Source organism: Qipengyuania rhodophyticola (genome assembly GCF_042493225.1).
GTDB lineage: Bacteria > Pseudomonadota > Alphaproteobacteria > Sphingomonadales > Sphingomonadaceae > Erythrobacter.
Genome location: NZ_CP170454.1, coordinates 316,718 through 329,419, shown reverse-complemented (window position 1 = coordinate 329,419; position 12,702 = coordinate 316,718). Strand labels below are relative to the sequence as shown.

At 57.5% G+C, this 12,702-nt stretch carries 9 protein-coding genes; 5 read left to right on the top strand and 4 right to left on the bottom strand.

The features are described 5' to 3' along the window. Positions 1–37 precede the first annotated feature (37 nt). The 3 genes from ACFCXQ_RS01450 (at position 38) to rplA (ending at position 1,544) form a co-directional block, all read left to right on the top strand. Positions 38–235 (top strand): hypothetical protein, encoded by a 198-nt coding sequence (locus ACFCXQ_RS01450; RefSeq protein WP_379552377.1) that lies wholly within the window; start codon positions 38–40, stop codon positions 233–235. 177 nt (positions 236–412) lie between these two features. Then, positions 413–844, top strand: a complete 432-nt coding sequence (gene rplK / locus ACFCXQ_RS01445; RefSeq protein WP_379552375.1) for a 50S ribosomal protein L11 — start codon at positions 413–415, stop codon at positions 842–844. Between the two features lie 4 nt (positions 845–848). Further along, positions 849–1,544, top strand: coding sequence for a 50S ribosomal protein L1 (gene rplA / locus ACFCXQ_RS01440; RefSeq protein WP_379552373.1), 696 nt, complete (start codon positions 849–851; stop codon positions 1,542–1,544). 122 nt (positions 1,545–1,666) lie between these two features. Here the strand turns inward: rplA and ACFCXQ_RS01435 are convergent, their stop codons facing one another. From ACFCXQ_RS01435 to ACFCXQ_RS01425, 3 genes are all read right to left on the bottom strand, one after another. Then, positions 1,667–4,747, bottom strand: a complete 3,081-nt coding sequence (locus tag ACFCXQ_RS01435) for a DUF2339 domain-containing protein (protein ID WP_379552371.1) — start codon at positions 4,745–4,747, stop codon at positions 1,667–1,669. Positions 4,748–4,826: 79 nt separating this feature from the next. Then, positions 4,827–5,585: a competence/damage-inducible protein A gene (locus ACFCXQ_RS01430; RefSeq protein ID WP_379552369.1), complete on the bottom strand. Its 759-nt coding sequence runs from the start codon at positions 5,583–5,585 to the stop codon at positions 4,827–4,829. Positions 5,586–5,618: 33 nt separating this feature from the next. Further along, complete coding sequence (locus tag ACFCXQ_RS01425; RefSeq protein ID WP_379552367.1) at positions 5,619–7,127, bottom strand: flavin-containing monooxygenase; 1,509 nt, start codon at positions 7,125–7,127, stop codon at positions 5,619–5,621. A gap of 96 nt (positions 7,128–7,223) precedes the next feature. On the opposite strand from ACFCXQ_RS01425, the gene ACFCXQ_RS01420 reads away from it, so the two are divergent. Next, positions 7,224–9,236, top strand: a complete 2,013-nt coding sequence (locus tag ACFCXQ_RS01420; protein ID WP_379552365.1) for a TonB-dependent receptor plug domain-containing protein — start codon at positions 7,224–7,226, stop codon at positions 9,234–9,236. 63 nt (positions 9,237–9,299) lie between these two features. On the opposite strand, the gene ACFCXQ_RS01415 is transcribed toward ACFCXQ_RS01420, so the two are convergent. After that, positions 9,300–9,656: a PilZ domain-containing protein gene (locus ACFCXQ_RS01415; protein ID WP_379552364.1), complete on the bottom strand. Its 357-nt coding sequence runs from the start codon at positions 9,654–9,656 to the stop codon at positions 9,300–9,302. A 356-nt stretch (positions 9,657–10,012) separates the two neighbouring features. Between ACFCXQ_RS01415 and ACFCXQ_RS01410 the strand changes: the two genes are divergently transcribed. Further along, positions 10,013–12,553, top strand: coding sequence for a TonB-dependent receptor (locus tag ACFCXQ_RS01410; protein ID WP_379552362.1), 2,541 nt, complete (start codon positions 10,013–10,015; stop codon positions 12,551–12,553). Positions 12,554–12,702: the final 149 nt, after the last annotated feature.

The window sequence follows — 12,702 nt, the reverse complement described above, 5'->3', positions numbered from 1 at the left end:
GGGACAAACTCAGATAGCTGTGCCAAGCTGCGGGGTGATGAAGACGACCCTCGCCATTTGCCGTAAGAAGAAGCGCTATGCGACCCGCGAGCTGGCAGAGCTGGCGGCGCGCGATGCGCCATTCAAGCTGCGTGCGTACAGGTGCGGGCTATGCCGCCAATTTCATCTGACTAGCCGGACCAAGGGTATGAAGACGCCGCGGCATGAATTGGCTGGGTCTGCGAGCCCAAAATAGAGCCATCTCAGAAACGCGCATTTCCCTTGCATTTCGGTGCGGTTTCGCTATCTGCGCCGCTCCCCAAGAAACATCGCGGGAAATTCGCGCGGGAGGCCTGTGACAAACAGGCTGTTTGACCGCTTAACATGAGGGTGCGTCAATTGGCCCATCCGACAGTGTGAAAGGAGGCCTCTCATGGCCAAGAAGATTGACGGCTATATCAGCCTGCAAGTGCCCGCAGGCACTGCAAACCCATCCCCACCGATCGGCCCTGCGCTGGGTCAGCGCGGCGTCAACATCATGGAATTCTGCAAGGCTTTTAACGCCGCGACGCAGGACATGGAAAAGAACGCGCCGATCCCGACCAAGATCACGGTATATGCCGATCGCAGCTTTACCTTTGAGACCAAGACCCCGCCTGCCAGCTACATGCTGAAGAAAGCGGCGAAGATCAAAAAGGGTTCTGGCGAGCCGAATAAGAACCTCGTGGGTCAAATCAAGCAGTCTCAGATCAAGGAAATTGCTGAGGCCAAGATGGTCGACCTCAACGCAAACGACATTGACCAGGCGATGAAGATCATTGCCGGTTCTGCCCGTTCGATGGGCCTCGAAGTGGTGGAGGGCTGATCCCATGGCAAAATTGAACAAGAAGCAAAAAGCCTTCGCTGAACTCGACCGCGAGAAGCTCTACTCAGTAGACGATGCGATTGCCACGCTGCGGAAACACGCCAGCAAGAAGTTCGACGAGACGGTTGAGCTCGCTATCAACCTGGGCGTTGATCCGCGTCACGCCGACCAAATGGTTCGCGGCATGATTTCGCTTCCCGCTGGGACCGGTAAAGACGTCAAGGTCGCCGTGTTTGCCAAGGGTGACAATGCGGACAAAGCGACCGCTGCCGGCGCTGACAAGGTTGGCGCGGAAGACCTGATGGAAGACATGCAGGCTGGCAATCTTGATTATGACCGCGTGATCGCGACCCCTGACATGATGGGCGTTGTGGGCCGTCTGGGTAAGGTTCTTGGTCCCAAAGGCCTGATGCCGAACCCGAAGCTGGGCACGGTTACTCCGAACGTCGAACAAGCCGTTAAGGACGCCAAGGGCGGCCAGGTCGAGTTCCGCGTAGAAAAGATGGGCATCGTCCACACCGGCATCGGCAAAATGTCGTTCAAGGATGCTGACCTCAAAGCTAACTTCGAAGCGCTGACGCAAGCAATTGTGAAAGCCAAGCCATCAGGCGCGAAGGGCAAATACGTCAAGAAGGTCTCTCTGACGTCAACCATGGGGCCAGGCCTCAAGGTTGATTTGACCGAGGTGGAGGGCGCTTAAGCCTCTCTACCCAAACAAAAGGTGGAGGGCGCATAAGTCTTCGCTCAAACCGATAAAGAGGGGGCTCCGGAAACGGGGCCCCTTTGTTTAGTTGCTGAATGCACTCGTGATGGTGGTTGTTCTTATGTCTCTGTGGCTCCCTCTTTTGCCTCAGCGTCCGCTGGTTTCGTCAGCAACCGCGAATAGACCCAGCCAATGGCGATCAGGCTGAAGCCTAGAGCCATGAAGGACCCGATCCTCAGCAAGCCTTCAAGACCAGCGGCGTCGATCAGGAACACCTTGAGCACTGCGATTACCATCAAGACCATAGAGCCGATCCGCCAACTGCGCTTGCCCGTCTTTGCGCCCCAGGCAAGGAATGCACCCGCCAGAATGATCCCCAGCAGCGAGCGCAGCAAGTCTTCCGTCCCGCTCATCGGAACGGGCGGCATGATGGAGCCTGCGAAGACTTGCCTGAGCAGTGTCAGCCCGAGCATGGCGATCAAGAACATGGCCGCCGGTTCGACAAGTACCCGCAAGCGGCCGAGCCGTTCTCCAGAGGACCGGCTGAGCAGGTAGAGCGCTGCCAAGGCGACTCCATAAGAGGCGAGCGCAAGGTTGGCGATCGGCACTTGGCCGACGGCTTGTTCAGCCCAAAGCGGATTGTGCAGCACGAGCGAGAACACCGCGAAATGCGTAAGCGATGCGGTGATAAATAGCGGACCGACTTGCCGTATTTCTGGCCGCTTGCCGAATTGTACCAGCGCCCACCCCGCCGCTAGAAGTGCCGCCTGCCACAGAGTTCGCTCCAACAGGCCGAGTTCGACAAAGCGGGTTACCGTTTCAAGCGCGAAGAGCTGCTTATAGAGGCTGTGCGCGGCGATAGTTGCGACGCCGATACCGAAGCTCTGCCAGATGCGTTGGCGCATGCTGCTCACGGGGCCGCGCATCGCGGCAATCCACAAAGCCGCTACGCCAAATGGAAGCAGCTGTGTGACAACCTCAAATGGGGTCGGCAGAACATTTACGAGAAGAGGATCGCCAAACAGCGCCTCAATACCATCTTCGAGCCAGTCCAGCGCGGGCACCAGCGCCCACAGTCCGGCAATGATTGTGAGGGCGAGCGATGCGGCCCAATGGCGCGCCAGCCACCAGCTTACTGCAACTCCAGCAAGTGCTGCGATCCATGGCAAGAACATTTCGCCGATCAATTGAGCAATCGCGAAGTAGCCGAGAATTGCGACTAGCGCGTCTGCAGCTGGGCCAGCGCGCTCCTCTCGATCAAACCACGCCAGCGCGGCGAACGGTATGGCCGCCGCGAGCCAGCGGATTGCCCCCAGACCTTCCGATTCCCCGTGCCTTTCTCCAAAAGCACGCGCGACCTCGTCAAAGACGAGGGTTTCTGGGATGAATACACTCGAAAGCGCCGCAGCAGCACTTCCCCAGGCGAGGCCGCTCAGCAAGATTTCATTGCGCCTGCTCGAGAGATAAATCAACGCCAGAGCAATCACCGCTCCGGCCAGAGGATAGGTCCAGATCGGCAGGGCGACCATGCTCGCGCTGAAAGCCAAAACAGCGGCGCTGGCCAGAGTAACAAAGGTGAGCAGGCTGTGTTCTAGGCTAAGGGCATCACCCTCGCTTTCATCGCCCTTGCGGGTCCACACCAAGCGCGCAGCTAGCGCCGGGAACGCCGCCAGCGCTGCGATAACGCCAGCGACTAGCCACCTGCTTTGCGCTGTCATATCGAAGCCAAACTGGTGCCAAACAGCAAAGGCCAAAGCGGGCGAAGCCACCGAGATTTGCCAGATGTCAAAATCGCGCCCCTTGCCGAGCAAAGCCAGCAGCAGTAGAACCACCAGAGAGATGAGCGCGATGGCGCCTGCGACAAGCGCGAAGTGACTTGCGACAGGCTCTGGCCAGAGCAGCAGCAGACTAATGCCAATTGCGGCCACTACGCCATTGGCCTCGCGCAAAGCAGGTGTGCGCCAACTTAAGAAAGCGATCGCTGCAGCGAGCAGCAAATAGAGCCCCCAGGTGAGCGGGGCAAAGCCTGCGCTAAATACCAGAGCGGCCATTTGCACGCTGGCAATTCCTGCCGCGCCGAGCCTCTGCCACGGTCTGTCAGACAGGCTGGAGAGCAGCAGTGGAATGAATGCACCGAGGCCCACGATAAGCAGACCAACCGAGACAATCGCGCTGGTTTCATCCAGACCGCTGACGAGCAGGACGAGGCCCCAGAGGAAGCCACCGCCGAGTGCTGCCAGGCCCAGCCACGAGCGGCTTTGGCGTTTGCCGGTATATGCAAGTCCCGCGGTCACAAGGCCAAGATAGACGGTCAGTAGCGGGATGTTTGGCTCTGCACTGGCAACCAGAGCAGGCGCGGCGAAACCGCCAACCAATCCCAAGATCGCGCAGGGCAGGCCGTACCGATAAGAAAGCGCAATGGCCCCAGCTGTGACCGCTGCCAGACCCGCAAAAGCGAAGCCTGCGCCGATCAGCCCATAGGCGGTGCCGGCCAAATAGAACGCGGCGTAAAGCGTCGCGAGCCCAGCCCCGGCCAGAGCTTGGCGCACGCGAGGATCAGCCAGCCGAGCCTCAAAACGGTGAGCGAGTTCAGCAGCGGCAAGCAGGCCAAAACCGAACAGGAAGCTCAGGGCAACGCGTACGGTAGGCGATAATAGCCCCTGCTCGATGGAATATATGACTAGAAAAACACCCGAAATCGCAAGTGCGATACCGCCTGCCCAGATGGATAGCTTTTGCCCGACGAGTTGCTCAAAATCGAAGCTGAACCGGTCGAAGAAACCTGTTTTGACGGTATGTGGTGGTCCCGGCTCATATGCTGGCTCAGGCTCGCTCTGAACCGTGCTAGCCGTTTCAGGCGCAGGCTCTTCTGTTTGTGTAGGCTTCGCCGGGAATTCCGTGCTCGCGTTTTCTGGCGCGGCTGAGAGGCTTTCCTTTTCTGGCTCGTTGGTTCGCTTAACAATAGTGACCCCTGATACGCGTGCGACAGCCGCGTCTTGCTCCTGGTCAGGTTCAGGCTCTGATGTGTTTTCGGTACGCGCAAAATCTTGCGCAGACGCGCTCTCAACCGGAGCTCCCTCACGATAGTATCCAGGCTCCAACAGACCGCGCAGCTCATCCAGTTGGTTCTCGACACCCTTGATGCGCTGCCACAGAATGATCAGTGCCGCCGCGCCCACAACAAGCAGAATTTCACTCAAGAACGCGTCCCCCAATCAGCGCGCAGCTTAGTGGCTGCGGCGGTCGGTGCAAGCAGCTCTTTTCTGGCCCTGCATGGCGTCAAATTCCGCCAGGCGTAAAGTCGAGCCCAGCCGTACCCAGCCCGTCGCACAGTGTATCGACGCAGCTCTTAAGGTCGTCCTCATCCGTCGAGCGGATGACGAAATTCGCCCCGATCTTACCATCGCGAAAGAAGGGGTAGCTGCCGATTTGGCAGGTCTCATGCGCTTGCTCGGTTTCGCGCAGCAAATCTGCCACTTCGCTTTCGGGTATCCAGCAGCCCACCGTTTCCGAGATCAGCGGCGCGCCGCCTTCCAAAGTACCGGTTAGCGCATCGAGCATCCCGGCGGTGATGTGGGGAACCCCGGCCATCAAATGGACATTGCCGACCTTAATGCCCGGTGCGCCCGATTTCTGATTGGGGATCAGCTCAGCGCCATCGGGCACGCGGGCCATGCGCAGCCGAGCCTCATTGAGCCCGCCCGGTTTGCCCTCATAATACCGCTCAAGGATCGCGCGTGCATCAGGATGAATGACGACGTCGACGCCCAGCGCCTGAGCCACCGCATCAACGGTGATGTCGTCATGTGTGGGGCCGATGCCGCCCGTGGTGAAGAGATAATCATTGTCCTCGCGCAGCGCATTTACCGCGACCACGATCTTCTCAATGTCATCCGAAACGACGCGCACCTCGGCCAATCGGATACCCTGCACTTGCAGCCAGCTTGCCACTTGCGCGATGTTCTTGTCATGCGTGCGGCCAGAGAGGATCTCGTCGCCGATAACCACCAAGCCTGCTGTATAGATACGTTCGCTCATGGGGTGGCTCGTAATACGCCTTGCGGCAGAATACTACTCTGCCGCTTGCAATTGCTCACCTGATTGGGTGGCATTGGCACCCATGCGGGTGAAGGTCATCAGTCCATCCTCGACTGGGCTCTCCTTCATGATCTTGCGATCAGTGACGTATTCCTGATTAAGGCGCCATGGATAGCTTACCGCACTTTTCGGCATGATCGCCTTGGACCGCTGGATATAGCCTGAGGAGAAATCGAAAATGTCGTCTTCTTGCAAAGCTGCTTGCGCCTCGGGCGACAAGACCGGTTCGGCCACATCGGTTTCGGTCTTGCGCTTATGCTCGAGCACGCGGCAGATGTAGTCTGAATTGACATCTGCGCGCAGGGTCCAGCTGGCGTTGAGATAGCCGAACACCACCGATAAGTTCGGCAGATTGGAGAACATGCAGCCCTTGTAATAATAGTGCTGCGTCAGATCGACCGCTTGGCCTTCTTTGGACAGCGCGATTTTACCCGCAACTGCCAGCTTGAGGCCCGTCGCGGTGACGACAATGTCAGCCTCAAGAAATTCGCCCGATTTGAGCCTTACGCCGCCCTTTTCAAATGCCGCGATATGGCCGGTGACAACGCTCGCCTTGCCGGCATTCATCGCCTCAAACAGATCAGCGTCTGGGACCAGACATAGCCGCTGATCCCACGGATCGTAAGGCGGAGTGAAAGCGGCCTCATCATAATCCTGACCCAGCGATTTCACGATAGCCTTCTTAAGCGATTTCTTGACGCGCTCGGGGTTGTTACGCGCCATCTTAAAGGCGAAATCCTGCATGCGGATATTCTTGAAGCGGGTGATTCTGTACGCGAGCTTTTCGGGAAGGACTTTGCGCAGGAAGTTTGCGAGTCCGTCTTTTGCTGGACGTGAGAACATCCAGGTCGGTGTGCGCTGGAGCATGGTCACATGCGCGGCCTTATCGGCCATCGACGGGACAATTGTGACCGCGGTTGCGCCGCTGCCCACAACGACAATTTTCTTGCCCGTATAATCGAGATCATCTGGCCAGAATTGCGGATGAAGGACCTGACCCTCGAACTCGCCAAAATCGAAGCCGGGATCGTAGGGCTCGTCATAGTCGTAATAGCCAGAGCCGAGATACAGCCAATTTGCGGTGAGCAATTTGCGCTCGCCCTCGTCATTCTCGATCGTCACATGCCAGCGTGCGTCGCCGCCGCGCCAATCGGCAGAAATGACTTTTTGGCCAAAGCGGATGTGCTTGCGGATATCGCGCTCATCGACAATCGTGTGAAGATATTCGAGGATCGCGGGCGCATCGGCAATGCTTTTTTCATGCTTCCATGGCTCGAAATCAAAGCCAAGCGTGTGCATGTCGCTATCCGAGCGAATGCCGGGGTATTTGAACAAGTCCCATGTGCCGCCCAGATTTTCGCGGCGCTCAAGAATCGCAAAGCTGTGATGCGGCGCTTTTTCCTGCATATGCGCCGCCATGCCGATGCCGGAGATCCCCGCTCCAACGATCAGAACATCAAAATCGGTCGCCGCATTTGTCATTGCTTGGTTCTCCTCATCGATAAACAGCGTATCTTACTCGGCAGCCGAGCGCTAGCCCCGTTGCTTTGTGCAACTGAGTTCGGCTAGCGGGCGCGCATGCGAACTTCCCAAACGATTCTGCTGGCGTCGGCCGCTATGGCCGCACCGCTTCAAGCGCAAGAAGCGGATGAACCCGGCGAGCCGGTCATTGTCGTAACCGGGCAAGGCTTGCCTGAAACACCGGGCACCGCCGCCTATTCGCAGCGGACAATTGACCGCGAGCAAATCATCACAGCCCCCTCGGGCCGGATCGAAGACGTGCTCGGCTCGGTCGCGGGCTTCCAGCAATTCCGCCGTTCAGATAGCCGTTCTTCCAACCCCAGCGCGCAAGGTGCGACGTTGCGTGCTTTGGGCGGTAACGCCACTAGTCGCGCTCTGGTGTTGCTCGACGGTGTGCCCGTTTCTGACCCGTTTTTTGGCTTCATCCCGTTTACCTCGCTTGCGCCCGAGCGTTTGGGCGCCATTCGCGTAACACGCGGCGGCGGAGCTGGGCCGTTCGGCGCAGGAGCGCTGGCGGGTGTGATTGAGCTGGAAAGCGCTGGGCCGGACGTCATTTCTCCCTTCACAGGTAGCGCGCTGGTGAATGATCGCGGCGGCACAGAGGCAAGCGCATCGCTCAGTGGTGATCTGGGAGTAGGGTTCGGCAGTGCGAGCGTGCGCTGGGATCGCGGACCGGGCTTCTTCACGACGCCGACTGACCAACGCGTGCCCGCTACCGCGCGCGCGGCCCACGATAGCTGGTCAGCTAGTGTAAGAGGCGCTGCTCCGCTCAACGATAGCGTGGAGTTGCAAGCGCGCGGGCTCGTTTTTGAGGATCGCCGCACATTGCGTTTCGAGGGTGCGGACAGCTCGACGCGCGGGGCAGATGCGAGCATTCGCCTTGTCGGAAAGGGTGATTGGGAATTTGATGCGCTCGCTTATTTGCAGGCGCGTAATTTCTCCAATGTCGTAATCAGTTCAACGCGCTTCGTGAAAGTCCTCGATCAGCGCAATACGCCGTCAACAGGGCTCGGTGGCAAGTTTGAGCTGCGCCCGCCGGTTTCGCCCGATCACACCCTGCGGCTGGGCATCGACTATCGCCAATCAGACGGGGAATTGCAGGAAGAGGCGTTCAGCGCCTTCACTGGCAATTTGCGTGAGCGGCGGCGTGCGGGCGGCAAAAACAACGATCTCGGCTTTTTTATTGAGGATGATTGGACGCTGGGCTCGCTGGTGCTGACCGGCGGCCTGCGCCTTGACCATACACTGATCACGAGCGGCTTTTTCGAAGCGCGGGATGCGGACAATGTGCTGGTCAGCGAAACCCGCGCAGAAGATCGCTCGGACTGGAGCCTCTCCTACCGCGCAGGCGCATCCTTTGCAGCGAGCGATCAGATCCGCTTGCGTGCCGCGGCCTATCGCGGACTGCGATTGCCAACGCTCAACGAGCTCTACCGTCCTTTCGTGGTCTTTCCTGTCGTCACTCAGGCTAATGCCGAGCTTGAGAATGAGCGTTTGGAAGGCTTTGAGGTCGGGGTGGATTGGCAGCCAAGCGATGCGCTGGACTTCACCCTCACCGCATTCGATAACCGCGTGGAAGGCGCCATTGCCAATGTCACGCTGGAGCCGAACTTGCGGCAGCGCCAGAACCTGCCCGCGATTGAAGCGCGCGGAATAGAGCTGGGTGCGCGGGCCGCGCTTGGTCAATTCTCACTTGATGGGACGCTCGCCTATACCGATGCCGAGGTCGATGGGAGTGGAGCGTCGTTAGCTTTGGATGGCAATCGCCCGCCGCAAACGCCGCGCTGGGCAGGGGCCGCGACCTTGGCGTGGAAACCGGCGAAGGGTTGGGTGACGGCGGCGACACTCCGGCACATAGGCACGCAGTTCGAAAGCGATTTGGAAACGGGTGTTCTTCCTGCCGCAACGACGTTGGGCGCATACTTTCAAGCGCCGCTTTTCGATGCGTTTGCACTTGTTTTGCGAGGTGAAAACCTAACTGGTGAAACGATCGTCACTCGCAATTCAAACGGTGCGATTGATCTGGGTACGCCGCGTACTGTGTGGGGCGGGGTGCGCTACGGATTTTGAGTGTTGGAGCTCTTGAAGCCCTGAGGGATGTGCCGGTTTTAGCCAGCGCGTAACAAAGCGCCCTTACGTATCGTCTTTTCTCTCATCCGTGTCGCTATCGATCTGGTCCATGGTGCGAATGATATGATCAAGCACGCTCGTGTGCAGTGCTTGCTCAAACTCGACACCAACGGTGCTTTTGTCGCGCCAGCGGATATGCGCTGAGATCGGCCCGATATCACCCACTCTAAACAGGATAGTGGAGCCGATTTCGAGCACTGAAAATTTGTCAAAGAACCGGCAGCCAGTCTCGGAGATGTCACGGATCCAGATATCGCGAGAGACCCCGACGCGCGAACGGTAACGCCCGGCGACTTCGACAACATGGCGTCGTTCACGGCGTTGGCTGTTAGACTTTCCTGTATCGTCAGTATCGCTCAAAGGTCTGGTCCTAACTGCGGGTTTCGCGTGATCGGATCTAACGCCAATTCCTAATATTCCTTTTACCGCAAATGGTAAGTAAAATCCTTAGGCGTAGCTGAGAGCCCTCGTTTCAGCACTCACCATCAAGTCGATGAAAGAGTAATTCGCAGTCGGGAAAATGTCTCATAACGGGACATGTGAAACGAATGTTCACCGAGGTAAGATATTGAGACACAAAGCTATACTGCACGGCTCTTTGTTGTAAATTTACAACAATTTTGCAGAAGCGTGCGAAGCCCCTTGCCGGATTGAACCTCGCTGATACTCTGGCAGGTACAAAAAATAAAATGTCTACGATTTATGGAGAGGGATCTATGGCACGTAAGTTCGCAGCATATGCGGCTGGCCTCATGGCAAGCAGCGTTCTGGTACAACCGGCAATGGCGCAAGAGAGCGCCGAGGCTCAAGCAGAAGACAGGGTCAGCGATAACACGATTATCGTGACGGCAACCCGGCGGGCTGAAAACGTCCAAGATATTCCAATCGCGGTGACCGCGGTAACCCCAGAACAGCTTGATAAGCAGGGCGTTGTTAACGTCCAGAACATCACTCAAGTTTCGCCCAGCTTCTCGACCTCAAGCGCGCAAATCGCATCGGGTTCGGTTGTGCTGCGGATCCGCGGTGTTGGTACGACATCGAACAATATTGGTTTTGAAAGCGCGGTCGGCATCTTCGTTGACGGCGCATATCAATCGCGTCCAGGCGTCGCCCTGAGCGAGTTCGTTGACATTGAACGCGTCGAGGTTTTGCGCGGTCCGCAAGGTACTCTGTTCGGCCGTAACACGTCGGCTGGTGCGCTTAACATCACTACTAACCGCCCCGACCTCAATGAGTTCGGCGGCTTCGTAAATGCTACTTATGGCAATTTTGACCTGATCAATATCCAAGGCGCAATCAACGCGCCCCTGATTGAAGATACGCTCGCTGTGCGCCTGACCGGTGCTTATCGGGAACGCGACGGCACGGTCGATGTCATTGATGGAACAGGTACGCAGATCGGCGAATCGGGCACAATTGACCAAAAACTCTTCCGCGCTCAGTTGGGCTATGAAAGCGAAGGCGGCCTTAGACTCCGTCTGATTGGCGATTATTCCGATGCTAGCAACGGCTGCTGTGCTGCAATTCAACTGCTTGCAGATAACAATATTGATGCCGTCATTCCGGCATTAGGCGGACCGGCGAATGGCGGTTTTGCCAATCCGGTCGTTGCGCGGGATCCGTTTGACCAATCGACTGCAGAGGCCGCATTGGACACACTGACGGCAACCGCAAGCCGGCCACCACTAGCTGACGTTGAGCAATGGGGCATCACTGGCGAGCTGGAGTTTCCGCTTGGTGATAATGCCGATTTGATCTTGATCGGTTCTTACCGTGACTTCTCCTCAAGCGAAAATTACGATTTAGACTTTAGTGGTTTGGACATTTTCGATGTGGACCGTCTCGACACTGATATCCAAACCTTCACTGCAGAAGCGCGCATTCAGGGCGATGCTCTGGACGGCCGCCTGAGCTGGATGGTCGGTGGTTTCTATTCTGATGAGCAGATCAATGCTGATATCGATTTCGCTCTGGGTGCGGATTATGATCTGCTGGTTGGCGCTATCTTTGGCGGTGCCGCTGGTCCGGCGCCATTGCAATTGTTCACTGGCGCTGATCCTGCGCTGACCACGGCGACGAACCGCTATTTTCAATCAGCTGAAAGCTGGTCGATCTTTACGCATAACGTCTTCGACATCACCGACTCGCTTAGCCTGACTGTTGGTCTGCGCTATTCAGATGAAACCAAGACGGGCGGTTTCGAGCAAACCGAAAGCACCAATCCCGCATGTACCGGCGCGGTTGCTGGTGTCGTGAACGGCACCACACCGGCTCCATTGATTGGCGGAACATTGGGGCTTGGCTGCTTTGCCTTTGTCGCACCGGCACTTGGTGATGCGGTTCCGTTCTTCCCGCTTCCAGCTGAATTTGAAGTGCCCTTCAGCGACAATGAGCTGATCTACACTGGTAAGCTGACCTATCAGTTTGATGCTCCGGTTACCGCTTATGCGAGCTTCACGCACGGTTACAAAGCGGGCGGTATCAACCTCGATATTACTGCGGCGACTGGCGGTGCAGACCCGACCTTCCTGTCGGAAGAAGTGGACGCTTATGAAGTGGGTGTGAAGGCGCAGTTCCTTGATGATGCTGTAACTCTTAACGTTGCTGGCTTCATCGAAGAATTCTCGAACTTCCAAGTGCTCGAGTTCACTGGTGCTCAGTTCACAACCTTCAACGTCAATCGGGCGATTTCATCCGGTGTCGAGATTGAGTCTGTGATCAGGCCGACAGCTGACCTTACGTTCAACGCAGGCTTGACGGTCACTGATGCGCGTTATCCGGATGATTGCGATGGCGGTGTTCCCAATGCCAACGTCACAACGCTTTGCGGCAACACGCTTACCAATGCGCCATCAATTGTGGCTATTGCAGGCGTGAATTACGATAAGGACATCGGCAGCAATCTGCGTGGTTTCTTCTCCGGTCAAGTTCGCACGGAGAGCGATCGCCGGACATCGACACAGGCGAGAAGCGTGCCTAGCGCAGCCACAATCGCCAGCTTCGGCGGCGATATCCAAGCCGCTGTTGATGCAGCACCGCTGGTGCCGTTCGATGTTCAAGACAGCAACACCAAGGTAAACCTGCGGGTTGGCATTGGCGCTCAAGACGAAAGCTGGACGCTTGAACTCTGGGGCGTGAATGTCACTGATCAAATCACACGCGGTGTTACATTCAACACGGTGCTACGCGGCGGATCACGCTCGGCGTTTGCGCAAGAGCCAGCCACTTACGGTGTGACGGTTCGTTCGAAGTTCTAAGATTCCTGGCCAATTTTTCCTGGGAGGGGAGCCGGGCCTCATTCGTGGGGCCCGGTCAATTGAAAAGCCTGCCTGTGCGAACGGGCAGGCTTTTCTCTTTTAACGCGGCCTGCCTCTTGCTTGAGTGCCGCCGCGCAAGGCATGCGTAG